The organism is Shewanella sp. MM_2022_3, assembly GCF_022557375.1.
GTDB lineage: Bacteria > Pseudomonadota > Gammaproteobacteria > Enterobacterales > Shewanellaceae > Shewanella > Shewanella xiamenensis.
Map to the genome: position 1 here is coordinate 66,460 of NZ_JAKZGV010000004.1, position 25,804 is coordinate 92,263.

The following is a 25,804-nucleotide window of genomic DNA, read 5'->3' on the forward strand; positions in this document are numbered from 1 at the left end:
GCTGAGCTTATTCGCCAACTTCCCATTTTACGCTGACATGACCATCTGCTTGGCCTAAGGTTTTACCTAAGTAATCGAGCACTTCGGTTGCAATTTCATCCAGTTGCCAAGGTGGATTGATCACCCATAGTCCTGCGGCTGTCATGCCAAACTCGTTAGAATCGGGCTTGATGGCTTGCTCGATACGCAGTTGGCGCTTAATACCGCTAGTGGCTAAGCGGGAGAGCATTTCTTCTGTTTGCGCGCGGTTGACTACCGGATACCAGATCATAAATACGCCCGTGGCAAAGCGTTTGTGCGCCTTGATTAACGTGTCGGCCACTGTTTGATAGTCGGTCTTAATCTCATAACTGGGGTCAACAAGTACCAGTGCGCGGCGCTCTAGTGGCGGTACTGCGGCAATCAGCCCTTTTAAGCCATCGCCTTTAATCACTTTAACTTGCTTATCTTGTTCGAAATACTCATCCAGTAGCAGATGATCGGTACCGTGCAGCTCGTGTAGCAGCATACGATCCTTTGGCCCAAGATCCATATCGATAAAGGCTGGCGAACCTGGGTAAAAGTTCAGTTCTTCTGGATTGTCTTCATTAAAATGACGCACCGCATCTATATAATCTTGCAAGGATTTGGGCAGATCGGTTTTGTCCCACAGTTTTGCTACCCCGTCGAGATATTCACCTGTCTTTTGGGCAAACTCATCCGTTAACGCATAACCGCCTGCACCCGCATGGGTGTCGATATACACGAGCGGTTTGTCTTTTTTATGCATTAACTGCAAGGTTTGCAGCAACATAGCGTGTTTCAGCACATCGGCATAATTGCCGGCGTGATAACCGTGACGGTAACTTAACATGGGGGATCCTAGTTATTTGCAAACAAAGCAAAGGGAGGCAAATGCATGTCGGCAATTATACCTAGGATGCCCTATGGCGTAAAATTAATGCCTCACTTCGCCCGTTTTTTATGAGCTAGCCAATGTGAAGGGGTTTGCATCTGGAAGGTTTTTAGCCAAAGCCCAGCGGGGGCAGGTTTACCAAATAAGTAACCTTGAAACTGTTCACACCCTAGTGCGGTCAGTTGCATTAATTGCGTTTCGGTTTCGATCCCCTCTGCAATGACATTCAGATTTAAACTTTTAGCTAATAAAATTGCGGCGTTGACAATTTGAGTATGGCGCTCGCTAATACCTAGCTGACTCACAAAGTAACGGTCGATCTTAATGGTGTCGGCACTGATATCGATTAACTGGCTTAGTGACGCATGGCCAGTGCCAAAATCGTCAATCGCAATGGATACGCCCATACGAGCAAGAGTGTTTAAACGTCTGCCAGTTTCTTTATATGTTGAAAATACTGAAGTTTCTGTAATTTCAATTTCTAATAATGGGATGAGTTCAGGATGATTCATATAGGTTTGGATCAAGACTTTAAAGAAGCGATCCGACAGTATATCTTGCCCTGACAAGTTGAAAGCTATCCTGACCATAGGGACATTTTTTGGCCAAGAGCGGATCAGTTGGAGTAACTGTCTAAGCACTTTCATCGCAAAAATCGCCTGTAATTGTGACGACTCTATAATGGGGATAAAGGTGCTTGGCATGATCATGCTGCCGTCTTTATCGAACATTCTGGCGAGCGCTTCAAAGCTGACAATATGGCCATCGGCTAACACTTTTGGCTGTAGCCACATTTCGAGTCGGTTGTGTTTTAATGCATCGCGGATTTTGCTTTCTTGCGAGGAGGCTTCAAGTAAATTGTTAATCAAACCAACGTAATACACCATAACCGGGGTGGTTTGGGTGGTTTGTTTAATGGCAATCAAGCACTGCTCGGCGGCTTGCTGTGGCGCGGATTTATGGCCTGAACTGCAGCCAACGCGGCACTCTAAATGGTAGTCAATCTGTTGTTCTTGCTTAAGTTTTAAACTTGTTGGAATGCGAAGACGTAATTGCGGTGCGAGCGTCTCTGGCGAGATGAGTGGCTGTTCGGTAAATTCCAGGGCAAAGGATGCTCCTCTAAAGCGATATATTTTTGCTTGATGGCCGAAGCGCTCTTTAAGCTCTAAGGCAAAGGCTTTTAGGATAGCGTCCCCGACACTTATTCCAAAAGCAGCGTTGATTTGGCTCAGATTATCAATCTTAACCAAAGCTACCGTCATTTCTTGGTGGGCCACACTTGGCGTCGGGTTATACCAGTGGTTCTCGTTGGGTAAGCCCGTGACTAAATCATAAAAATGGGTGCTGATATGGTGTTTTTTGAGCCGATTAACTTCGAGCTCGTGGTTGGCCTGTGCCGTGATATCGTGGCAGTGAAATAGCAGAGTATCGTGGTGCTCTAATGACGCTTTTTGCAGGAGATATCGGCTGCTGTCATTATTTTTTAGACGGGTCTGAAATGATGCTGCAAGTAAATTAACGCTAGTGTCTTCGCTCAGTTCAAAAATATCACAGAGACGGGTGCAGTTGAGTTGGACATTCGCGGCGATATCTTTGGCAGCATTGTTTAGATTGAGGATCGTGCCCTCTTCATTGCAGAAGAAAGACGCTGTGCCATTGTTGTCAAATATTTCAGCATATTGGTCTAGGGTGCGTTGCAGTGCTTTTTGATGCCTAATCATCTGCTGTGCATGGATTTTTTGAGTTTTTAACAACCGCATTGCCGATAAGGGGATGCAGATATTAAAAAACATAAACAGCAGCCCGTTGAGATAGGCGTGGGTCGCGGGCAGGCTAATATCTACATCGACAATGGGCGGAAGGTTTTGGTTACGCAGCAACAATAAAAAAGGCAACACATTGAAGCACATCATCCAGCAGGCGACTTTTCTGCCAAACAAAAAGAGTGCCATTAAAGGCAGCGTGTACAGAAAAGTAATACCCGCCTGCGACAAATTGAAATTTGGCACAAACAATAAGATAGACAAACAGGCTGCAACCACCATTACCAGTAAGCTGATAGAACTCGCCAGTAAATATTTGCGCGTAAACCATAAGGCAAGAAATAGCACAGTTAAAAAACTGACCGTAATGCCAATAATAAAACTGAGGTTTAGCTGATAGGCGATCAACGAACTATGCAGCACTATGCTGGTGGTCAGAACGGCGCCACTCAGCAAAATAATCCGCAATAAACTGGTTTTTAATATGGTTCTATCGGGGTTTAAAAAATCTTGCTCCCTGATAAACAAAAAACCTTTCAGCCAGTTAAGCAAAGATTGTCCTTATTCCATACGGAAGTCGCTAAGGTTGACTGGGGATAAGACATATAACATAAATCGCTTAATTGTTACACAAATAGATTATAACCTCTATAAATCAGTAGATTACAATGTGATTCATGTTTGAGCTTATGTCGGATGAGTTAGACAAATTGACCAATAAGCAGAAACTCGTAAATGGGGGGATTTGCTTGCATGTTCATCAAGGCGGTTCTTTGGCATAATGGCCGCAATTTCTCCCCGTTAAACAGTGATCCCTTTGTCTATTCCAGTCTTTTTTAATCAGCAATTTCCAACTCTTGTGGACATCTGTGCCCGCTGGCAACTGGTGTTTGATGCCGATGCGCCATTCGAATTGCGTTTTGAATCAGACACCTTGACGCTACATAAGCGTGATGAGCCTAAGCTCGATGGCATAGTAGTGGATTTTGTGACTGGCGCGGTTGCCCATAGACGCAAGTTTGGTGGCGGTCGTGGGCAGTCGATAGCTAAGGCTGTCGGGTTAAAGCAGGGCGTTACGCCAAAAGTTGTCGATGGCACTGCGGGCCTCGGCCGCGATGCCTTTGTGCTGGCAAGTTTGGGCTGCACTGTGACTATGGTAGAGCGCCATCCTGTGGTGGCCGCATTATTAGAAGATGGCCTGCGCCGTGCCTATCAAGATGCCGAAATCGGCGACTGGATGCGTGAACGTATGCAGCTTTTCCATGGTTCCAGCCTCGAAGCACTCGCAAAATTGGAGCAAGAGGTCGATGTCGTCTACCTCGACCCAATGTATCCTCACCGCGACAAATCGGCCTTAGTTAAAAAGGAAATGCGGGTCTTTCAAACCTTAGTCGGTGCAGACCTCGACGCCGATGGATTGCTCGCCCCCGCCATGGCCCTAGCCAGTAAGCGTGTGGTGGTGAAGCGCCCCGATTATGCCGAAGATCTCGCCGGTGTTAAGCCCAGTATGGTTATAGAGACCAAGAAAAACCGCTTCGATGTCTATGTGAAATCGGCAATGAAGTCGTAAGTTCCATTCGTTTTTTATTCGATTGAAATCATTTAACTATTTGATGTGACTAATTTTGTGCATTCTTGGCGGATTGCACAATCTTATTTGTGCTTTATATAAAAGGAAATATTATGAAGTTAAAGACAATATCTGTCTTATTAATGTCCTCAGTTTTAACGGCTTGTGCAACTAGTGGCTATAAAGTTGCTTCAGGAAAGGAAACCGCCTCGCTTCGTGTTTTATCGACTGACAGCGCTAATACGTCTGTATGGATTGATAACACTGAAGGTTGTATCAAGCATAATTTCATTCGAGGTGGTGAAATTGCTGTATTGGGTATGAAAGCGAATTTATTGGCTGATCGCCAAGCTGGACGAAAAATCGGGATGCCATTGTATCGTTCTGATGTCCATGAAAAGCAACAAACTGAGTTAAAAGTAGAGGCGGGAGTGCCGCTTTCTTTCTATTTTGCTGGTGTATGGGTTGACGGCGCTAACACGCGAATTGATGGTTATACCTATTGTGTGAAAAAAGTCAGTTTTACGCCCAAAGCTGGAGCAAATTACGAAGCTCAGTATTTTGTGGATAAGATTAATGGAAAAGATCAGTGCACAATTAAACTGTTTGATATTGTTGAGGATAAAGGTAATTTTGTTAAGACCGAAGATCCAAACTATCAACTGATCACTGAGATCTGCAACTAGACATCATAAAGTCTGTGTATAACTGCGACGATGCTTTCATCGAGACTGCATGGTGCTTTCAAAAATGTTCTAATAAAAAAGCGCTAACCTAGGTTAGCGCTTTTGTTTTTGAATAAAGGTTATGTTTATCGCACTAAGGTAAACAGTGGGGTTTGACTGACCGCTTGAAAATCCAGCGCCATGGTTACACTGAGTGCTGTGATGGTAATAATTGAAAAACCAAACACTTGTCTGGCCCAACGTGGCATATCCACATCTTGACGATAACCTTTGAGGGCCATAGTTAGCCACCAGAGGCTGGTGGCACAGGTCACGGCCATAAAGGCTGTGCCTGTGTAACCTGCAAGTGGCAGCATGGTGCTGACCAAGGCGAACACTGCGATATAGAGCACTATATGGTGCTTCGCCTTGGCCATCCCTTCGGCGACGGGCAGCACGGGGATCTTCGCGGCTGCATAGTCATTAAAGCGGAAAATCGCGATGGCGTAGGAGTGTGGCATCTGCCAGAGACTGAACATCAGCAATAAAATCACTGCGCCCATATCCATTTGCCCCGTCACGCTGCAATAGCCCACCACGGGCGGTACTGCGCCCGAAAAGCTGCCGACTAAGGTGCCGTAAACCGAGTTTCGCTTCATATAGAGGCTATAAATCCCGACATAAACGACATAACCAATCGCGGCAAACAGCAGGGCTAAGGCATTGGTGAACAAGGCTAAGATGCCAAATCCAAGCACGCCTAAGGCGATGCCAAACAGCAAGACATGGCTTAGGGGGATTGCGCCCGTGACGGTGACGCGTTTGCAGGTGCGCTGCATTTTGGCGTCAATATCACGGTCAATACAGTTATTAATCGCACAGCCTGAGGCGACGACTAAGGATAATCCCACTAAGCTTGCCAGCATCAAGACCAGATCCACATCGCCCTTCGCGGCCAATAGGAAGCCGCCAGCAACGGAAATCAGATTCCCGAAAATGATGCCAGGCTTAGTCACCTGCACATACCCTTTGAAGCGTGCTTTCCATTGCGTCGATGTCAATCTAGCTTGTGTGTTCATTTGCTGTGTCTCGTTACATCATCAAAGCGTTAGCTTCGAGAATGATCCATACCGACAAGCCAACCACCATCACGATGATCAGTGTGGTAAATAGGAAGGAGAAGGTGTTGATCTTGCCTTCCTTAGAGAAGTCCAAGTGCAGGAAGTACTTAAGGTGTACCAAAATCTGCACCAGTGCCGTGACAACGACGATGGCGAGCGTCGTCGATTGCTCGAAGTGATGGGTCATTACCGCCCAGAATGGGATGGCAGTTAACACCACTGACAGCACAAAACCGACTAAGTAGGACTTGATGCTGGCGGCCAGATCGTCTGCGCCATGGCTATGGTCATGTGATTGAGTATGTGCGCCCATTACAGTGCTCCCAATAAGTACACAACGGTGAATACGCAAATCCACACGATGTCGAGGAAATGCCAGAACAAGCTTAAGCAGCTCAAGCGAGTGATGCTGCGGTTACCTAAGCCAGTTTTAGCGACTTCAATCATCATGATCGCCATCCAAATTAACCCCGCGGTCACGTGCAAGCCGTGCATGCCCACTAAGGTGAAGAAAGATGACAGGAAGGCGCTGCGTTGTGGGCCGTTGCCATGTTCGATCAGGTGATGGAACTCATAGACTTCCATGCCGATAAACACACAGCCCAGTGCAAAGGTAATGGCTAACCAAGTGAGGGTCGCCGCTTTGTTGTGGCGCTTAGCGAAAATCAAGACAAAGCCATAGGTAATACTACTGAGCAGCAGGGCTGCGGTTTCGATCAGCACAAAGTCCAGTTCGAAAATATCTTTACCCGATACACCGCCGTCGGTGTTCATATAGAGCACGGCATAGGTAGCGAATACCGATGCAAACAGGATGCAGTCGGTCATCAGGTAGAGCCAAAAACCAAACAGGGTGTTGCCACCCGTATCATGGTGTTCGTGGTGCTCCTCGGCGTGAGCAACTTCTAAATCAGCTGGGATTGCAACACTCATATCAGCCCCTTACTACATTGTTTAAGTGAGCATTTTCAATGCGTGCCACTTCATCGGGTTGAACGTAATAGTCGACATCGTTGTTATAAGCACGGAATAAGAACACGATAAACGCGCCCACCATGCCCACAATCGCGAGCCACAGAATGTGCCAAATTGCAGCAAAACCAGCGGCAGTAATCCCCAGCGCCATTAAGATACCGCTCGGGGTATTCTTCGGCATATGGATTGGCTGATAGTGTTTTTGGCGTTGATAGGCGGTGCCTTTTTCTTTCGCATCGGTAAAGGCATCGATATCAGACACTTGTGGCAACTTAGCAAAGTTGTAGAACTGTGGTGGTGATGCGGTTGACCATTCCAGCGTGTGGCCATTCCATGGGTCGCTCGTGGTGTCACGGTTTTGGTCGCGGTCACGGATACTCACGTACAGTTGCACGAATTGCAGAATGATACCGACCATGATGATGCAAGCACCCACGGCAGCGATATAGATCCACAGGTTCCATGCTGGGTTATCAATGTGGTTGATACGGCGAGTCATACCCATAAAACCGAGTACATACAGCGGCATAAAGGCCACGTAGAAACCAATCTGCCAGCACCAGAATGACGCTTTACCTAAACGCTCATTTAAGTGGAAACCCGTCGCTTTCGGGAACCAGTAAGCAAAACCGGCTAAGTAACCGAACACGGCACCACCGATAATGGTGTTATGGAAGTGAGCGATCAGGAACAAGCTGTTGTGCAGTACGTAGTCGGCACCAGGTACGGCTAATAGTACGCCTGTCATACCACCAATGGTGAAAGTCACCATAAAGCCTAAGGTCCACAGCACTGGCACTGTTAAGCGCAGGCGGCCGCGGTAAATGGTGAACAACCAGTTAAACAGTTTTACCCCAGTAGGGACTGCAATCACCATGGTCATCACACCGAAGAAGGCGTTGACGTTGGCGCTCGAGCCCATGGTAAAGAAGTGGTGTAACCACACGATAAAGCCGAGGATCGAAATCGCGCCACTGGCCCATACCATGGAGGAATAGCCAAACAGACGCTTAGAGGTAAAGGTTGAAATCACATCCGAGAAGATACCGAACGCAGGTAGAATCAGGATGTACACTTCAGGGTGACCCCAAGCCCAGAACAGGTTGATATACATCATGGCGTTACCACCACCATCATTGGTGAAGAAGTGGAAACCCATGTAGCGATCGAGTGTTAACAGCGCTAAAACCGCGGTCAGGATCGGGAACGACGCCACGATCAGGATGTTGGCCCAAGTACAAGTCCAAGTGAAGATAGGCATTTGCATCAGCTTCATGCCTGGAGCACGCATCTTAAGCACGGTCGCGATAAAATTGACCCCAGTTAAGGTTGTCCCTATCCCCGAAATCTGCAGCGCCCAGATATAGTAGTCGACCCCAACGCCCGGACTGTAAGCTAGTTCAGACAACGGCGGGTAAGCTACCCAACCGGTACGGGCGAATTCACCTAAACCCAATGAAATATTGATCAGCACGGCACCAGACGCGGTTAACCAGAAGCTGAGGTTGTTCAAGAAGGGGAAGGCAACGTCGCGGGCACCGATTTGCAGTGGCAGCACTAAGTTCATTAGACCGATCATAAATGGCATCGCCATAAAGATAATCATGATCACGCCGTGGGCAGTGAAGATTTGGTCGTAATGTTCAGGCGGCAGATAACCTGCGGCGCCATTGGTGGCTAGAGCCTGTTGGGTACGCATCATGATGGCGTCGGAAAAACCGCGGATCAACATGATGAATGCAAGCACTATGTACATGATACCGAGGCGTTTATGGTCAACCGAGGTTAACCAGTCGTGCCAAAGCACGCCCCATTTTTTGTGTTTAGTGATCAAGGCTGCGACGTACAGGCCTATCACGGCAACAACCGCAAGGGTCACCATGATGATAGGCTCATGATACGGGATCGCATCTAAGCTTAATTTACCGAGAAAAGACATGATTACTCCGCCTCCACTTGGTGAGTGGATGAGTGTTCTGTTGATGAAGTGTCAGAATGGGTTGAGCCTTCCATGTCGGCCATCTTCTGGTCGCTCGCCATATGCGTCATATCGTGGTGCATGCCAGCCATATTGTGGTCGGCACTCATGTGTTCCATGCCTTCATGGCCTGCCATGTGCTCGTTTGAGTCCATGTGCATGTATTGCATAACGATTTGATCGAACATGCCGTGACTCACTGAGCCAAAGTATTCAACAGGATTGTTTTCACTCTTCTGTGCTAAGGCTTGGTAAGTCGCAGAGTCTAAGGTCTTAGTCGCCTGTTGTTTTGCCTTGGCTACCCAAGCATCGAAGTCGGCGGCTGTTGGCGTGGCAATGGCTTTAAACTTCATGCCTGCAAAACCTGCGCCGCTATAGTTAGCGGAAATACCGTCATAGGTACCGGGTTCGTTGGCAATCAGGTGCAACTTAGTCGTCATCCCAGCCATTGAGTAGATTTGGCTACCTAACTGCGGGATAAAGAAAGAGTTCATGGCGGTATCAGAGGTGATCTTAAAGTTCACCGGTACGTTCGCTGGGAAAGCCAGTTCGTTTACCGATGCAACACCTTGTTCTGGATAGATAAACAACCATTTCCAGTCCATAGAAACCACTTCAACCGTAATCGGCTTGGCCTGGTGTTCGAGTGGTTTGTAAGGGTCGAGATCATGGGTCGAGCCCCAGGTAATCACCCCTAGAATCACGACGATTACTATCGGCACAATCCAAACCACGGTTTCAATCGCGCTTGAATGGGACCATTTAGGGGCGTAAACCTCCTGATCTCGGCCATCACGGTATTTCCATGCGAAGAACAAGGTCATAAAGATCACGGGGATAACCACAATCAGCATGAGTAGGGTAGCGATGATGATCAGGTGCTTTTCATCGGCACCGATCTGGCCCTTGGGATCCAATACGCCGCCATCACAGCCTGCGAGCATCAGGGCAAGCGCCGCGAATGCTACTTTACTTAAATTTCGAATTAACAAAGGAAGATTCCTCTAACCCTAAGGTTTACAACTCTGCCCTGAGAGATTGGCAGTAGCATTGAGCGGCGTTATCCGAAGGCAAATCCGAAAGTGGCTCGAGCGCGGCACAAAAATGCCTGCCACCCCAATGCAAGATCGAGGATCGACTTTCAGCGCTTAATGCTAAATTTGAATTTTAAAACAGAGGGTTACAATGGTGGGGCGCGACAACCGTGCGCAAGATGCTCGAGGGATTTTAGCCTTGGGGGTGCTAAAAACAGGGCAGCATTAGTTAAATCTAAGCTGTTGAAAAACTTGAAGCCATTGTCGAACAAATTCCACAATTGCTTAATAATCTGGGGATTGAGCAGCAAAATGCTCAGCAGCGTGGCGCCGAAGAACTCGATTAAAAAGCCATCACTTAGGGTGATTAATTCGCCAATATCGATGCAGCCGCCGACCATCACTGACACTAAGTCAGCTGCGGGCAGCACAAACAGTAACCCAAAAAGCAGGGCTAAGTTTGTCATACTGAAGTGGGAGAACCTCGCAACGAGATTCAATCCTTCAGCGCAAAATTGGCTGAGTGCGAATTTCAATTAACAGGTCCGGCGTTGAGCGAGAAGAATTGTTGGCTGAATAAAAATTCAAGCTGCAACTTTTTTGTGCGGGCGGGAGGATAACAAGAAGCGGGGATTGATTGAAAGTAGATCTAGGTCACAAAAGGGCTTTTGCATTAAAAAAACCTTAATTGAAACCATGACTAAACATTGTGGTTACATATTTAACTAAAAACAAACTGATTTCACTCACATTCTGTGTGGAAAATGTGATGGCGATATGTAAATGTCTTGGCTTTACTGTGAGTCGTTTTGCGCGCTTATTTGCCGAGTTGGTTGTTTATACTTTCTGATTTTAGTGATGCCTTGCCGATATTCAATGCTGAATCCTACAATAAAGCATAGCTATCACCCTAGGGTGTTTTGTGGCAGTTTAACTGGTTAGACAGCGTAAAAATAATTTTTACATCATGGTACCGCTTTGGTTTTCAGCCCCCAATGAGCTAACGGTTTGACTACTCTTGAGATTGATTTGTAGATTAAGGCATTATGGGCCCATTCTGATTATCAACCCAATTAATACAAGGGATTAAATATCAACGCATTTGCGCACTATTTTAAGGTCAATTTATTCATAGCCTTAGCCTACTTTATTGTCGGTAAAATGGGTTTGATGATTGCCTTACCTCCCGGATATTCTGCGGCAATTTGGCCTGCGGCAGGGATCGCAATCGCTGCTTGTCTTTTATGGAAAGCATATGCGCCTTGGATTGGGGTTTTTATAGGGGCATTGCTGATTAATATTAATATTGGTGGGCAACTACATCTCGGTTGGTTGCCCGTCAGTATTGCCTTGGGAACGTTACTACAGACCATTATTTCTGCTCGAATTATTCGATACATCGATCCTTTACTGACCTTTGATAAACCAGAAACTGTTATAAAATCAATGGTTAGTCTCAGTGCTGGTTGTATTATTGCCTCTCTATTGGGTAATGCTGCACTTGCTGTTTACGGCATGATTCCAAGTTCGGATCTCGTTACCAGTATGCTCAATTGGTGGATGGGCGATTTCCTCGGAGCGGTCATTTTTATCCCGCTAACCATATTAGTGTTTGATAGGCGACCCATTTGGCGCTCAAGGCGGATTCAAACAGGACTACCTTTGGTGATTGGTTTTTTACTTTGCGTGGGGATTTATTATTACGCAGATATGAACCAGCGGCAGCAACTGCAGGATAAGTTTCAAATTCAATCCAATGCGATTATCAGTAGTGTGGAAACTTTTCAGGGAACCAATCTACAACAATTAGTTGCCCTTGCCAGCCTGTTTGATAACAGTGAAATAGTCACGGAAGATGAATTTATTCAGTTCGGTAAACGTAATCGACTCCAATTAGATGGCTTCAAGGCTTGGGCTTGGTCACCATTGATTGCGGCGAGCGATAAACAGAGTTTTGAGTCTGCAACCACAGCTGAGCTGGGGCGACCTTTCAATATCAAATATTTAGAGGGGGGCAAACCAAACGCCGACGGCTGGCTTGTGCCTGTTAAGTATGTGCAACCTATGTATAGCAGTCGCGCCGTACTTGGATTAGATCTCAACAGCGAGTCTGCGAGGGCGGCAGCCATAGCAAAAGGGAGATCAACGCTTGCGCCGGTGATCACAGGCAAAATCCAATTAGCTGAAGATCCTCATGGCCTTGGAGGCACGCTACTATTGGTGCCTTCTTTCGATCGCGTCGGTAACATTAAAGGATTTTGTTCGGCGGTGATCGATATCCAAAGCATCATCAATAAAGTCGAACAGGTAAAAGGTTTGCATTGGCGGCTAATGGATATGAGTGCTGATGGAGCATTGCTCTATGCGAATAGTCAGAAAGAATTTCCTACCTTTTCTGGTAAGTTACATAGCGATAAAACAGGCCAATACTATCAGGCTCACTTAACGCTTGCCGATAGGCAATGGCATATTGTGATTTACGAGTCGTATGCTCAACTGATGGGTGAATCTTACAGTCTGTCACTGTTGCTATTACTTTTAGCCTTTATCACCTGTGCCGTTGTGAGTGGTGTGACATTAATCTCTTCCGGTGAGCGTCATCGGATTGAGGATAAAGTGGCAGAAAAAACTATGGCACTTTCGAAGGAGATTGCGCGTAATCAAGCATTTCAAGCCACCCTCGTCGAGAGCGAAGAAAAATACCGTAACCTATTCGATAAGGCACCCGTTGGCCATGTGTTAAAACGTCTTGAGGATGGGCACTTTGTCGCCATTAACCAAGCATTTACTGAAATTACGGGCTACACACTAGAGGAGCTTCAGGCGCTTGATCCTTGGGATCTTACCCCGATTCGTTACCAAGTGACTGAGGCTGAGCAGCTCGAACGCCTCAAGCAAACACGCCGTTATGGTCCTTATCAGAAGCACTATCGGCATAAAGACGGACAGCTAGTCGCCGTCAGACTGAATGGCTCCTTAGTGGCCGCAGCTAATGGTGAGCCGCTTATCCTGTTTATTGTGGAAGATATTACCGCGCAAGAGCGCACTATTGCCCGAGTTAACTTGCTGGCACAGGTATTCCAGCAAAGTGGGGAAGGTATCACTATTATTGATGCCAATGATGTCATCGTGGATGTTAATAGCGCCTTTAGCCAAATTACTGGTTACTCAAGGGATGAAATCATAGGTAAAAACTGTCGTTTTATTGAAGCCGCTCGAACCGATAAAAACATTGATGCTCAAGTGCGAGCCGCGCTTGAGCAAACGGGGTTTTGGCAAGGAGAAGTGTGGGATCGCCACAAAGATGGCTATGATTTCCCGAAATGGCTGATGATGTCTGTGGTTCGCGACGAAACTGGGGCAATCAGCCATTACATCGGCAGTTTTACCGATATCAGCGAACGCAAGGTGAATGAGGAACGCATTCACTTCTTAGCGCATCATGATTCCTTAACTTTGCTACCGAATCGTTTGAGTCTGCAATCGCGTTTGGAGATGGTTTTTCAGGAGGCTTTTGTCAGCCAAACCCAGATTGCCGTAATGTTTATCGATATGGATCATTTCAAAAATATTAACGACACCCTGGGACATCATGTCGGCGATATGTTGTTGCTCGAAGTGGCGCGGCGCTTAAAGAGTATTGTAAGCAGTGACGATATCGTCGCGCGCTTAGGCGGTGATGAATTTGTCGTGGTGTTGTCCGATACGGATCACGATAGCGTCGCTAAGGTGGCGGAAGCCTTGCGCAGCGGTTTGAATCAAGTCTACATCATAGATAACAAGCCCCTACATTCATCACCTAGCATAGGCATCAGCCTGTTCCCAACCGATGGTGACAGTGTTGAGGCATTGATGAAAAATGCCGATATGGCCATGTACCGCGCCAAGGCGGCGGGACGAAACAACTATCAGTTTTTCACCGCTGCAATGAATACCTTAGTGACTGAGCGCCAGCAAATTGAAACTGGGCTCAGGCAAGCCATTGCCCGTGATGAGTTACTGCTGCATTATCAGCCGCAGATCGATATCAACACCGGACAAATGGTGAGTGTTGAGGCGTTGATCCGCTGGCAGCATCCCGAATTGGGATTGGTTGCTCCCGATCGCTTTATTCCTATTGCCGAGGAGATCGACATGATTATCCCCATCGGCCAATGGGTATTAGAGCAAGCACTCGCACAACTGGCGCAGTGGCGTAAAAAGGGCGCGAAAGACTTGCGAATGGCGGTTAATCTGTCGGCGCATCAACTGCGTAAAGAGACCATAGTTGCTGATATTATCAATGTGTTAGCTCAATATGATCTTGGCAAGGGAGCATTGGAGCTTGAGATCACTGAAAGTGTCGCCATGCAGTATCCTGAGCAAAATGCCAAGTTGCTGGCCGAGTTGCGTCAATATGGGATTGAATTGGCAATTGATGATTTTGGCACCGGCTATTCGTCACTCTCGTACTTGAAGTTGCTGCCCTTAGATCGGCTTAAGCTGGACCGTTCCTTTGTCAAGGATATTGAAAATGATCCAAACGATGCGGCAATCAGCGCGGCCACGATTTCGATGTCCCATGAACTAGGATTAACCGTGGTGGCTGAAGGGGTGGAAAACGAGGCACAACTGGTGTTGCTCTCGAGCATGGGTTGCGATCTGGTGCAGGGATATTATTTCAGTAAACCCTTATCTGCGGATGATTGTTTACGTTTTATTGAACGCAATTTTTAGGCCGTTTTTTATCCATTTAGCACTATACTTGAGTCAGTCTGGCGATAGGACATGGATACATTAAGGACAGCGCTATGCAAGTTATCTTCACTAAAGGTTCGACCCGTTACGCTCAATTACGTTGTGTTCGCATGGATGGTAGTGCCACACAAACTCAGATGCCTGAGCAGGGGATTGCTCCCCACGATATGATTCACTACGTCGTTGAAAAACGCCTGCGTATTCAAGGCGCTTTTTTCGCGCAAATACGTGCTGGTGCCGATATCAATTTCACCCTTGAGCATAACGAAGCTTCTTTAGCGGTTGCTGATAAAACCGAAATTTGGCAAACCGAATCGATCGTCGAAGCATTGCAATCTCTGCTATGGTCTGCTGATACGCCTAGCTATGCGGGATTTATCTATTTACTCGAGCAGGCTTGCAGCAATCGAAAATTAGCCGTGCCTGAGATTTCACAATCTGATTTTGAACATATTCTCAACGAGATAATGGATCTTACCATCGAGTGGCAAGGCATGGGTGAAGGCCAGTCCTTGACCCTAAAGTTTTAACGACTGAGTTATCAATAAGAGCGCGAATCTTCGCGCTCTTTTGCTATATTTGATCTTTGCTTATTCCCGGTGGCGACGTTCTTGGCTCTGAGTTGAGCGGCCTTGATTACGCTCCACACTGCGTGATGCTTGCATATTTTGGCGGGGTTCGCTCTGCCTTACTCTCGTATCTTCCCGTTGTCTTGGCTGTGCTTGACGGGGTTGCTCCATACGTTGCGGTTCGGAGCGTCTCACCTCGGGGCGCGTTTCCTGTCTTTGTGGCTGAGTGCGAGTCTCGACGTTACGCGGCTGCTGGTCTCGACTCTGGTACTGCCTTTGTGAGATATCCTTAGCTTGTTCCCGCGATGCCTTAGCCTGCATTTGCCTTACCTGATTATCATTGCGGGCATTGTCGTTACGCTCTTTTTGGTAACCTTCCCTTTTGGTTTGCGCCGAGTTCGTCGGTGCCACGCGGCGCTCTTTTAACTCGGCTTGGGTATTTTGAAAGCTGGGCGCCCGCTCGCGGCTATAGTTATTGTCGCGGCTTAAGTTATTGCCTCTATCCTTATCATGGCTTTTATCATAGCCCTTGCTGTCTCGGTTATAACGTGTGTCTTGGTGTTCCCTTGATTTCGAGTACTGGCTGGTAAAGTGCTGGCTGCTGCCACTGGAGTGGGAGTCGCGGCCACGGAACTTGCTGTCAGCGTAGTAGCGTTCTTTTACCACGGGATTATGGTAAACCACGCCACGTCTGTGCTCGGGTTTATGCTTCCAAGGTTGAGCGCCATGGCTGACCGAGTATCTTTCCCGTGGACGATAATGGTGGGAGTGATGGTGATCTATCACGACGACTTTATGGCGATGCCAATGAAATGAGCTAAAGAAGTAGTTAAAGGAAATATGGATCCCAGGCGACCAGTAAAAGTAGCTATGGCTTGGGCGGTAAGGGTAGCCAACATAGCCGCCAAACTCCCAATATACTGGCGGATAGGCCACGCCCCAACGCCAAGTACCGTAAACTACGCGGGGGTCATAATAGGGCACATACACTACTTCGCGGCGTACAGGCTCGATGATGATCTGGTTATTGGCGCGAGTTACCGCCATATTCTCCATATTGGCTAAACTGTTGGCTTTATCCGCCTGTTGTCTGAGTGATTGAATACCGTCCATCACTTGCGCCTCATCGGCCAAGAAGGCTTCGCCAAGCCTTTGGGTCCAATCCAAATCTTCGCTCATTTTCTGTAAGACATTGGGGAAAGCCATGAGTGCTTTAACACTCGGGTCCCAGTCCTTGTCTTCGGTGCGAGACATAACTTGATCAGTCGACAACTTAGGATGATCTTCCAACCAACGTTGCGCTTGTACTACTTCGAGTGGATAGGTTGAGGCGATCAAAATATGGCTCAACAAACTATCGGGATAGAGGGCAATGGGCGCAAGCATCTGCTCGAGTTCGGCTTGGCTCAGTGAAGCACTTGAACCTTGGCTAACGGATACGCCCGCAGCTTGCGTCGGCGCGGTGAAAGGCAGAGCAACTAAAGCCGCCGATAACACTAGCCATTTCCATCGATATAATCTGTTCATGGTTCGCTCCAATAATCCTATTTGCGGATGTTATTGGCATCATAGGCGCGTGAATATGAACATAAGCTGAAAGTATATTGTGCGGCAAAAGCGTGTTGTAGATTTATTTTCTTACCAATAAAACGATATATGGCATTGAAAATAAAAGATTAAGCAGAATGGGTAAAGTTAACGGTAAACTTGGCGCCACCTAAATTTTCTGAGCGGGAAACAGAAATTCGACCATTATAGCTATCCACTAAATCGCGGACAATCGCTAAACCTATGCCGTTACCTTGATGATAGGAATCGGCGCGGATCCCGCGCTCAAAGATTTGCGTTTGCAGGGTTTCGCTGATCCCTGGGCCGTCATCTTCGATACAAAGTTGCAATTGATAAGCATCGCCGGTGACGGTTAATTTGACCGTTGATTTGGCGGCTTTGCAGGCATTGTCGAGTAAGTTACCTAAAATCTCGGTGAGATCGGCTTCATCGCCCTTAAAAACCGCTTGTTCAGCGATTTCGCCACCGAGGTTAATTTGCGGTTCTCGATAAATCTTGGCTAAGGTGCGTAGCAGTTTATTGGCCACCTCATCAACCTTAATCCCTAAATGCCATGAGGCGGCCGCCGCAGTTTGGGCGCGTTTAAGCTGGTGGCTGATGATGCGACTGATGTTAGACACTTGCTCACTCGAGGCTTCACTTAAATCCACCTGACTTTTAATCACCGCCAGTGGTGTTTTGAGGCTATGAGCTAAATCCGCAAGGGCGTTGCGGTAGCGCTTACGCTGGGTTTGTTCGGTATTGAGCAAGATATTGAGCTGCCTCGCCACCGCTTGTAACTCGCTGGGGTACTGGCTGCTCAGCTGGGTTGATTTACCTTGTTCCACATCGTGCAGCTCTTGGGTAAAGCGTGCCAGTGGTCTAATGGTCCAAATCAACCAGCTCAGCTGAAATATCAGCATCACGAGAATTAAGATCAGTAACCAAGTCCAAAGCTGTTGATTAAATTGAGCTATCTGCTGCTGAAATTCATGTTCATCTTTAATGATATGGACAGTCACTGGCACATTTTCATTCAGGCTGGCAAAGCTCACACTAAAGCTATAGATAAGGTGTGGCGCGCCCGCGAGGTCGATTTGATCGAAGGCACTTTGGCCCGTTGGCGGAATGGTGAACTGTGCTGGTGGCGTGATGCCCATAAAGGATTGCGAATGCCAGACGATGCTCTGTTTATGCTCCGCATCTTCGGTGGTGGCTATGGCATAGAGGCCTGATTGAATAAGGTTAAAGCGGTTCTCGAGCACTAACTCAGGGATAAAAATCCGTTTGTTTTCGACTTCAGTCACCGCTAATACTGAATATACATAGGCACTTAGCTCATTTTTAGCGGCACTCTTTACCTGTTCAGCAAAGGCATCATTGAGGGCGACCCCAATCAGCGGCAGCAGCACTAATATAAACAACAGCGCACTGAGGACGAGCCGAGTCTTTAAGGAGTTGAGCAACTGCCAGGCAAGCGCGCGCTTACTCATCAGTACCTTGCTCAGGAGCAATGACTCTTAAGCGATAGCCTTGGCCGCGCAGGGTTTCGATTAGATTGTATTGGTTATCGGGGTCGAGCTTTTTGCGTAAACGGCGGATAAAGACTTCGATGACGTTAGAGTCGAGGTCAAAATCCTGATCATAAATATGTTCGGTGAGTGCTGTTTTAGATTTCACTTCACCTTGATGCAGCATAAAGATCTCAAATAGCTTGTATTCAGAGCCGCTTAGCGTGACGAGTTCGTCCCCTTTGCGGACCTCTAAGCTACTGGTATTTAAACTAAAGGGGCCGTTAGTGATGATTGGGCTTGCCTTACCTGCCGAGCGGCGGATCAAGGCTTTGAGCCGAGCCACTAATTCTTCGGGATGAAAGGGCTTAGTGAGATAATCGTCGGCACCAGCATCGAGGCCTTCGACTTTATCTTGCCAGCTGTCGCGCGCGGTTAAAATTAAGATCGGGAAAGCGCGCTCTTTTTGGCGAATGCGGCGGATAAGGCTAATACCGTCGAGTTTAGGTAAACCGACATCGATAATGGCGGCGTCATAGTTATATTCAACGGCTTGAAACAAGCCCTCTTCGCCGTCACTGGCGGCATCAATGCTGTAATGGGCATCAAGCAAGTGTTGTTTTAAGTTGGCTTGCAGTGCTAAGTCGTCTTCAACGAGTAAGAGTCGCATATTAATTCCTCGACACGCGTCCTGTAGCGGCATCCACCGAAACTGAAAAAACCTGGCCATCATTATTGAGGATTTTGACTCTATAGCCCGAGACGCTCGACTGCACGCTGAGCACTTTACCTCGATATTGACGCTGTGCCATAGCCACGGCTTGGTCTGGACTATTCACCACAAGGCGGCGCTGCTCATTCTTAACGCCTTGGTCGCGCGATTGATTGCGATCATCGTGTTTATCATTGCCCGCTATGCAACCAAAGGAGGCACATAAACAAGCGACTAGGGTCAGTGTCAAACCAAGTTTCATATCTGTTACCCGTACAGGTTCGGCGATCTTAAGTAAGTGGCGAGCTTGATAGCTTATCGAGTCGACTAAGAATACCTCATCACCATAACAAACACATAGAGATCAGCCAATTGGTAAACACAATTCCTTTAAAATTCACTGTGATTCGTGAGATTTTATCGAGTTAATCCTCATCGAACCTCTTTACATATCAGGAGTCATATCCTGTGACATATTAGTAGTGTTAACCACAGCAGATGAATTAAGGCTGAACAGCATTGTTGCTCTGAAATAGAGCAGATTTTAATGTTCAGCTTATGTTCACCTTGAGTGCCCTCTAATGTCACCAATTTGAGCGGATTATCCAATGGGGTATTCAAGATGAACACAGTGAAACAACAAGTTATCGCAACCACGACGTATGTGAAGGCTGTGGTATTGGCCAGTGCATTTCTGGCATCGACAATGGTGAGCGCGCAGCCGAGCGACGAGTCAAACTTGGCGCCCTTTAGTGCAGCGAGTATTGGTATGATGAAAAAGACCGATGCCGAGCAAGCCGTCAAGCAAGAGCAGCAAGCCTTAAGCCTATTGCAACAGTCGGCTCCCGCCCAAAGTGTAGCGGAAGCTACTGCCGCTGCGGTTAAATCGCTGGCGCCGTCCTTCTCGGCACAAGGTGCGAATGTTCAGCGAGTACAATTGATGGGTGCAACCCCCATGACTCGCGAACAAGTGATCGCCAAACATACGAGTCAGCCGATCCCCAGTTCAAGCGCCGCCACAGAAGATCCCTATCGCGCCCCTATTTATCACAGCTTTGCGATTTTTGATGCCAGCAGCCGTTTGTTTGAAGACTTTGATTACGATGGGTTTTATCAAACCTTTAGCGTAACCTTCGATGTGGATGTGTTTGGCGCATATCTTAATGAGCGCGCCGACCTGTTTGCCGAGTTATACCTCAGTCGTAACGGTGGCCCTTGGGTGCATTACTACACCACGGACGTGTTTACCATCTACGGTGACTCGACTCAGGATGATTACGAAGTACTGACGACCCTCTACACTGGCTATCAAACGGATCACTACGATGTATTAATCGATGTCTATGAGGTTGGTTATAGCGATATTGTTGCGACCATTAGCGCCGATGATACCGATGGCTTATATGCCTTGCCGCTAGAAAGTCGTGATCGCGATAGCTCTGGTGAGGTCATTATTGTCGAAGAAGGCGGTGCTGTTTCTTTCTTTGCTCTGCTTGGCCTAGGACTGTTGGCGGTACTGCGTAAACGTGAAGAGTTTATTTAAGATTTGATTTTGATATGCAATTTGACTGAGTTTATCAAAGGCCATACTGACTATGCACGCAGAGTAAGAAGTCGGTCTCACCCTAACAAGGCAGCGTATCCATCGATACGCTGCTTTTTTATTTCAAAATGCACACCGCAAAACAAACAGCAATCATGCATTTGCGCACTTTCTACCCAGAATGATTTTTGCTATTGTGGAAATCAAAATTTAAATCAGTGAGTTGTGAATAATTTTGCCGAGTGTTTGGGGTGAGATTAGCCGTATGAACATGATAGAAATCGTTATTCTATTTATCGGAGTAGCCAGTGACAAAGAACAAACCTCTTTCTCATTATGTGCCAAAGTTTAGCAACAAGTACTGGGCAGATGAGTCGAACTTCATGTCCTACTTTTGGTGTGATTACACCTCATCAGTAAAGAAAGAATCCAGAGGCAAAAAACAATGGGGTCGAATGAGAGGTTTATATACTTGGGCAGTTGAAAATGCCCTCGATAAAGATCTAGAAACTAAAGTTGCTCCACTCTATGAAAAGCTAATCACTTATAACGAATTAAATAAAGATGAGCGGTTTTTATGGTCACAATTTATTTTGTCTCAATTGGTTAGAACTCCTAGTTACATTAAATATGAAAAGAAGTTGGTCGAATTAACAGGTGTGAAATCAGAGCCAATTTGCGATCGAGTGGGTTGCCAAGAATGTCTAGATTTGAACTTTGTAGCTAATAGAAACTGGTTGCTATTAAAAACCCATTGTGATGACTATTTAGTCAGAACTGATAATCCTGTTTTGCAAACGGGGTTTATTGAACTACCTAATAGCTACATTATCTACCCTCTAACGCCTCATTTATGTTTCGTTGCTACGCCAATGAGTGATAATTGGAACCCGTTGGAGTTTAATACTAACCCAACTATCGGTTACGAAATGCCCAAAGGATGGGCTCATATGGTGAATTTTTATCTTGCTAAATCTGCTTATCGTTCACTGATACTAAGCCCTGAACATGCCGGTGTCATTTCAGATATAATGTTTACGGATATATTAGGTTCATATACTCAGCCACCTTTTTCGCTACACGTTACAGAACAAGAGTTTGCTGACTCAGCTTTTGATAGTATCAGGCGAATAATGTCTATTACTGACGAGTATGATTATCCCGATTGGGAAATCGAAAGGTTAACCCCTAATTATCCAGAGAATACAATTGAAGAAGAAATTGGACATTCATCCTAAAGTGAATACTTTGCTGCGTCGATTTTTCGACTATGATATTGCCAAGTTTTTTAAATACACCTATTCAAGCCACTTTAGCCTGAGTAAGTTGTAGGTAAATCGAAAGTGTATTATGTGCTTGTTTTATCTTGGGTACTCTAATTTATTTTGGCGGACGTAAAATTTAGAAGCATGGAGTTTGCTTTGATTAAAAAATGGATATTACTCTCTTTTTGCTTTTCCCTTATGTCTTGCGGATATAAGGGGGATGGGGATTTTAAATCATATGGTTATTGGCCACTTATCACGTACGAGCTTACTTTGCCAGATTTTCCTTTTGAGACTGGATCAAAGCATAAGTTTGATTTAAAAGGTTATAAGTCTCATGAAACTTCGACTATAAGTATCGAGCTATTCAGTAATAATGAACATGATTTTGCTGAACTTGATACCGAAGTTGAGCTTAAAATTGTAAATGATTTAGGCGTTACCTTTTTTTACAGGAAATCTCCTTTAAATGCTCATTTCAAAAGGATGCAAGAACTTAAAGAAGCATCATGGGCTAATGAATATGAGTGGAATGGAAGATATAGCTATAAAAACCAAGATGTGAGTGATCGAGCTGTACCGTTTTCATCAATTGAAATGCCAGCTAAAACAAAAAGTATGCGATATTTTAATTTCTTTCCTAGTGATGCTGGTTCACTAAGCCTCACTATAAATATTGGTAGCGTTCCGTCACAGTTTGAGGATTTGAAGGTAAGAATCAATCTATCGTCTGGTTGGAAGTAGCAATGGTCAATCCCCCCTTTTTCTCTCGGTGTTTATCCTGTCGGATTCGGGCTAGTATGGGCGAGTTACGTTAACTAAAGGAAGAGAGACATGATTGCTCAAGGTCAAAAATTACCAGCGGCGACGTTAAGCCAATTAACAAAAGATGGCATGGTAAATCATCAAGTTACCGAGCTGTTTGCGGGTAAAAAAGTGGTGTTATTTGCAGTGCCTGGTGCTTTCACACCAACCTGTTCTGAAGCGCATTTGCCCGGTTATGTGGTGCTGGCCGATCAGTTTAAAGCCAAAGGCGTTGATTTAATTGCCTGCGTATCGGTAAACGATGCCTTTGTGATGAAAGCGTGGGGCGAAGCGCAAAATGCGTCTGAACTACTGATGTTAGCCGATGGCGATGCCAGCTTTACTAAGGCGCTCGGATTAGAGATGGATACCGCTGGCTTTGGTGGTGTACGTTCACAACGTTATGCGATGATTATCGATGATGGCGTGGTGACGTTACTGAATGTAGAAGCACCTAAGTCATTTGAAGTGAGTAAAGCCGAAGTGGTGTTGGCGGCTTTAAGTTAAGATAAGCGGATGCCCCTGAACTTATGGGGCTGATGTGTCGCTTGCTTGAGCGAGAACAATAGCCAGCCTAGATGAGGCTGGCTTTTTTATTCGGGCTTTTTTATACGGTTATTGAACGAGTTGAATGCTGTCGGCATCGATAGTGACTTCTGACCAGTCCTTATCCACTTCACCGCGAATAATGACTTGGGTTTCAGGCGTGACGGTATGTCCGAGCCACAGATCATCGTCAATTTCAATTTTAATCTCTCCCGTGCTGTCACGGAAAATATAATCATCGTGGCCAATTGAAGACATGATATGGCCGGTTAACTCCACTTGAGTGTCATCGCTGGCATTGAGCGCACTGACGACATCATGAATGATTTGCCGTGCACTAGGGCCTTGAAAGCCGCCACGTAATTGGGGTTCGCCCGTTGTTGGTTGAAATCCAGCTTGGCTGCACAAGGCACTCAATGACAATGTGATTGCTAACATGCTTAAGGTGATTTTATTCATCTAAATGTCCTCTTTCTAATCTTACGCCGCTGGGCGACTCATCTGCGGCGAGTATCATGCCAAGACGAGCGTGAAGCAGTTGTGAAGAATTTAAGCGGATTCATTTAGATGCTGTTGTGGCTCGCCGTTATCCATAAATTGGATTGTTGCCAGATAGTCATTCCCTAGGCTTTGGGCCGAAAAGTGCCACCCCATGCGCTCGCTTATCCGTTCAATAATAATCAAACCACAGCCATAGCCCGTGGGCTCGGCGCTGTGGTGGCTAAGCGGATTTTTTATGGTTAGTTGATTGTTATTCAGCGTGATTTCAATATCGCCACTGCTGTAGTTAAAGGCATTTTTAATTAAGTTGCCTATCACTATGTTCACAAAACTCACCGGTGCGCAAATGGCGGTATTTTCGTTAACGCTGAGCTGATAGCGGATTTCGTGTTTGGCAAAATGCTGCGCCATTTCACTTAATAGCTGCGTAAGGCGTGCGGCTAAATCAATTTGATCATAGTGTTGCGATTCAATTTGTTCCTTGCCTAATAACAAAAAGGTTTCGGTGAGGGTTTTCATCTGTTGTCCTGCGTAATCAATGCGGGCAATGGCTTTGTTGGCGATCCGCTGCTGGGCTTCGTTCCCGTTGTTTGGCAGTTTTTTAAGTAATTCTGTCGAGCCTTGGATCACCATAATGGGCGTGCGCAGTTCATGGGAGGCAAAGCGGCTAAACTCCTGCTCCCGAGTAAAATAGGCGGCAATTTTGGCTTTATTTTCCAGTAGTGTTTGTTCGATATGGCGGGTTTCACGGTAGGGTGTGCTAGGGATAAAGCTTGGCTCCTCTGGCGTCAGCGCATTGATTTTGCGTTCAATTTCAAAAAATGGTGCCGATAGTAGCCGCACAAAATATAAGCCATAGGCCATGATGAACAGCAGTAAACCTACCCCGAAGAAGGATATCAAAATATGCAGCCTGTCCTCATACCCATCGAGAAAGTCATCCGCATCATCCTTATACACCACATACAATAAACCTTGCCCTGATGGGTGCGGCGAAATCAAAAAGTGCTTATCTTCGGCGCCCAATTGGTGCTCATAAAAACCCGTTTGTTGATAAGCTTGCAGCCATTGCGGCACAAACTCTTTGCTCCAATAGGTGGTGAGTTCGTGGATATCGGGGAGCTGAGCTTTATCGCCAAATCGTTGATAGTTTTTTTGGTATTCGCGGGTTTCGGTCGCCAGTTTGTGTTCAAGGCTGATGACCTCAATTTGTTCTTCGGCGATATAAATCAAACCCCAGAAAATCGCGAACATTAGGCTCGTTAGCACTAAAAACGTTAGGCGAATTTTTTTGTATAAGCTCGGTAATGGCTTAGGGGAGGAGTCGGTAACCTTGGCCATGAATCGTCTCTAGTTTGGAATCTGTAAAGCCCTTATCCAATGCACTACGCAGGCCGTAAATATGGCTACGAAGCGCGTCGCTACAGGGGGCTTCGTCACCCCAAACCGCATCGATAACTTGTTCTTTACTCACAATGGCGGGGGCATGTTTGAGCAGTAGCGTCAAAATCGTGCGTTGGATTTTACTCAGCTTGATTTCCTTACCCGCGCGGCATGCTTGTTGCGTTGCGACATTTAAGCTGATTTCACCAAAGCGCAATATGCCTACATCTAAACGCGGCCCGCGGTTATGCAGTGACCGTAGGCGCAAACACAGTTCTTCCATGGCGAAGGGTTTATTTAAAAAGTCATCACCGCCCGAGGTAAAGGAGTCAATTTTGTCCTGCAGGCTATCTCTGGCGGTTAAAAACAAAATCGGCGTATTACAGAACAGCTCTTCGCGCAGTTTTTTGACCGTACGAATACCGTCTAATTTGGGCATCATAATATCCATAATGATCACGTCATAATGGTTTTGCTGTATTAAATTGATGGCGCTTTCACCGTGATAGGCGCAGTCAGCAATAATGCCTTCGAGGGTTAAATAGTCCATGATTGTTTCTATAACATCATGATTGTCATCAACAATTAATACTTTCATTCGTTATCTTCATTTCTTCACGTTTGCTTGACGTTTCCCATACTAAGATGCCAGCCGTTGATTTAACAAGGTAAATAAGGGAGAAA

General features: G+C 46.3%; 23 protein-coding genes. 8 read left to right on the forward strand and 15 right to left on the reverse strand.

Annotated features, from left to right (window positions below; translation table 11 throughout):
• Positions 1 to 7 precede the first annotated feature (7 nt).
• Entirely contained in the window at positions 8 to 853 is an 846-nt protein-coding gene (gene rlmJ, locus MMG82_RS03895) for a 23S rRNA (adenine(2030)-N(6))-methyltransferase RlmJ (protein ID WP_172590705.1), read from the reverse strand.
• Between the two features lie 92 nt (positions 854 to 945).
• Positions 946 to 3,210, reverse strand: coding sequence for an EAL domain-containing protein (locus MMG82_RS03900; RefSeq protein ID WP_241406488.1), 2,265 nt, complete (start codon positions 3,208 to 3,210; stop codon positions 946 to 948).
• A 271-nt stretch (positions 3,211 to 3,481) separates the two neighbouring features.
• Here MMG82_RS03900 and MMG82_RS03905 point away from each other — a divergent pair, with 271 nt between their 5' ends.
• A complete protein-coding gene (locus MMG82_RS03905; protein ID WP_241406528.1) occupies positions 3,482 to 4,228 on the forward strand; it encodes a class I SAM-dependent methyltransferase in 747 nt (248 codons plus the stop codon).
• A 113-nt stretch (positions 4,229 to 4,341) separates the two neighbouring features.
• A complete protein-coding gene (locus tag MMG82_RS03910) occupies positions 4,342 to 4,914 on the forward strand; it encodes a hypothetical protein (protein ID WP_241406489.1) in 573 nt (190 codons plus the stop codon).
• A 125-nt stretch (positions 4,915 to 5,039) separates the two neighbouring features.
• On the opposite strand, the gene cyoE is transcribed toward MMG82_RS03910, so the two are convergent.
• The 6 genes from cyoE to MMG82_RS03940 all read right to left on the reverse strand — a co-directional run bounded on the left by cyoE (position 5,040) and on the right by MMG82_RS03940 (position 10,468).
• Positions 5,040 to 5,972: a heme o synthase gene (cyoE, locus tag MMG82_RS03915; RefSeq protein WP_241406490.1), complete on the reverse strand. Its 933-nt coding sequence runs from the start codon at positions 5,970 to 5,972 to the stop codon at positions 5,040 to 5,042.
• A 13-nt stretch (positions 5,973 to 5,985) separates the two neighbouring features.
• Positions 5,986 to 6,327 carry a cytochrome o ubiquinol oxidase subunit IV gene (gene cyoD, locus MMG82_RS03920; protein WP_241406491.1) on the reverse strand — a complete coding sequence of 114 codons (342 nt, stop codon included), beginning with the start codon at positions 6,325 to 6,327 and terminating at the stop codon, positions 5,986 to 5,988.
• Positions 6,327 to 6,947, reverse strand: a complete 621-nt coding sequence (gene cyoC, locus MMG82_RS03925) for a cytochrome o ubiquinol oxidase subunit III (protein WP_241406492.1) — start codon at positions 6,945 to 6,947, stop codon at positions 6,327 to 6,329. Before cyoC ends, cyoD begins: the two co-directional genes overlap by 1 nt.
• Position 6,948: 1 nt before the next feature.
• The gene (cyoB, locus tag MMG82_RS03930) at positions 6,949 to 8,928 is read right to left on the reverse strand and encodes a cytochrome o ubiquinol oxidase subunit I (RefSeq protein ID WP_241406493.1); all 1,980 of its coding nucleotides are present in this window, start codon (positions 8,926 to 8,928) and stop codon (positions 6,949 to 6,951) included.
• A gap of 2 nt (positions 8,929 to 8,930) precedes the next feature.
• Positions 8,931 to 9,959: a ubiquinol oxidase subunit II gene (cyoA, locus tag MMG82_RS03935; protein WP_241406494.1), complete on the reverse strand. Its 1,029-nt coding sequence runs from the start codon at positions 9,957 to 9,959 to the stop codon at positions 8,931 to 8,933.
• A 188-nt stretch (positions 9,960 to 10,147) separates the two neighbouring features.
• Complete coding sequence (locus MMG82_RS03940; protein ID WP_050991325.1) at positions 10,148 to 10,468, reverse strand: hypothetical protein; 321 nt, start codon at positions 10,466 to 10,468, stop codon at positions 10,148 to 10,150.
• 664 nt (positions 10,469 to 11,132) lie between these two features.
• On the opposite strand from MMG82_RS03940, the gene MMG82_RS03945 reads away from it, so the two are divergent.
• Both MMG82_RS03945 and MMG82_RS03950 read left to right on the forward strand, forming a co-directional pair.
• Positions 11,133 to 14,717 carry an EAL domain-containing protein gene (locus MMG82_RS03945; protein ID WP_342204192.1) on the forward strand — a complete coding sequence of 1,195 codons (3,585 nt, stop codon included), beginning with the start codon at positions 11,133 to 11,135 and terminating at the stop codon, positions 14,715 to 14,717.
• Between the two features lie 74 nt (positions 14,718 to 14,791).
• Positions 14,792 to 15,268, forward strand: a complete 477-nt coding sequence (locus MMG82_RS03950; protein ID WP_241406496.1) for a cytoplasmic protein — start codon at positions 14,792 to 14,794, stop codon at positions 15,266 to 15,268.
• A gap of 60 nt (positions 15,269 to 15,328) precedes the next feature.
• Here the strand turns inward: MMG82_RS03950 and MMG82_RS03955 are convergent, their stop codons facing one another.
• The 4 genes from MMG82_RS03955 to MMG82_RS03970 form a co-directional block, all read right to left on the reverse strand.
• Positions 15,329 to 16,834 (reverse strand): DUF3300 domain-containing protein, encoded by a 1,506-nt coding sequence (locus MMG82_RS03955; RefSeq protein WP_241406497.1) that lies wholly within the window; start codon positions 16,832 to 16,834, stop codon positions 15,329 to 15,331.
• A 149-nt stretch (positions 16,835 to 16,983) separates the two neighbouring features.
• Positions 16,984 to 18,348: an ATP-binding protein gene (locus MMG82_RS03960; protein WP_037427407.1), complete on the reverse strand. Its 1,365-nt coding sequence runs from the start codon at positions 18,346 to 18,348 to the stop codon at positions 16,984 to 16,986.
• The gene (locus MMG82_RS03965; protein WP_047535591.1) at positions 18,341 to 19,036 is read right to left on the reverse strand and encodes a response regulator transcription factor; all 696 of its coding nucleotides are present in this window, start codon (positions 19,034 to 19,036) and stop codon (positions 18,341 to 18,343) included. Before MMG82_RS03965 ends, MMG82_RS03960 begins: the two co-directional genes overlap by 8 nt.
• A 1-nt stretch (position 19,037) precedes the next feature.
• Positions 19,038 to 19,340 carry a PepSY domain-containing protein gene (locus MMG82_RS03970; protein ID WP_241406498.1) on the reverse strand — a complete coding sequence of 101 codons (303 nt, stop codon included), beginning with the start codon at positions 19,338 to 19,340 and terminating at the stop codon, positions 19,038 to 19,040.
• 360 nt (positions 19,341 to 19,700) lie between these two features.
• Between MMG82_RS03970 and MMG82_RS03975 the strand changes: the two genes are divergently transcribed.
• From MMG82_RS03975 to MMG82_RS03990, 4 genes are all read left to right on the forward strand, one after another.
• On the forward strand, positions 19,701 to 20,621 hold the full coding sequence (locus tag MMG82_RS03975) for a choice-of-anchor H family protein (protein ID WP_069453963.1): 921 nt from the start codon (positions 19,701 to 19,703) through the stop codon (positions 20,619 to 20,621).
• A gap of 308 nt (positions 20,622 to 20,929) precedes the next feature.
• Positions 20,930 to 21,859, forward strand: coding sequence for a DUF4238 domain-containing protein (locus MMG82_RS03980; protein ID WP_069453964.1), 930 nt, complete (start codon positions 20,930 to 20,932; stop codon positions 21,857 to 21,859).
• A gap of 183 nt (positions 21,860 to 22,042) precedes the next feature.
• Positions 22,043 to 22,630 carry a hypothetical protein gene (locus tag MMG82_RS03985; RefSeq protein WP_241406499.1) on the forward strand — a complete coding sequence of 196 codons (588 nt, stop codon included), beginning with the start codon at positions 22,043 to 22,045 and terminating at the stop codon, positions 22,628 to 22,630.
• A 90-nt stretch (positions 22,631 to 22,720) separates the two neighbouring features.
• Positions 22,721 to 23,197 carry a peroxiredoxin gene (locus MMG82_RS03990; RefSeq protein WP_037423763.1) on the forward strand — a complete coding sequence of 159 codons (477 nt, stop codon included), beginning with the start codon at positions 22,721 to 22,723 and terminating at the stop codon, positions 23,195 to 23,197.
• Between the two features lie 108 nt (positions 23,198 to 23,305).
• Here the strand turns inward: MMG82_RS03990 and MMG82_RS03995 are convergent, their stop codons facing one another.
• From MMG82_RS03995 to MMG82_RS04005, 3 genes are all read right to left on the reverse strand, one after another.
• Positions 23,306 to 23,695, reverse strand: a complete 390-nt coding sequence (locus MMG82_RS03995; RefSeq protein WP_037423760.1) for a NirD/YgiW/YdeI family stress tolerance protein — start codon at positions 23,693 to 23,695, stop codon at positions 23,306 to 23,308.
• Positions 23,696 to 23,785: 90 nt separating this feature from the next.
• Positions 23,786 to 25,078 carry a HAMP domain-containing histidine kinase gene (locus MMG82_RS04000; protein WP_241406500.1) on the reverse strand — a complete coding sequence of 431 codons (1,293 nt, stop codon included), beginning with the start codon at positions 25,076 to 25,078 and terminating at the stop codon, positions 23,786 to 23,788.
• Positions 25,050 to 25,718, reverse strand: a complete 669-nt coding sequence (locus tag MMG82_RS04005) for a response regulator transcription factor (RefSeq protein ID WP_055646990.1) — start codon at positions 25,716 to 25,718, stop codon at positions 25,050 to 25,052. Before MMG82_RS04005 ends, MMG82_RS04000 begins: the two co-directional genes overlap by 29 nt.
• Between the last annotated feature and the right edge of the window lie 86 nt (positions 25,719 to 25,804).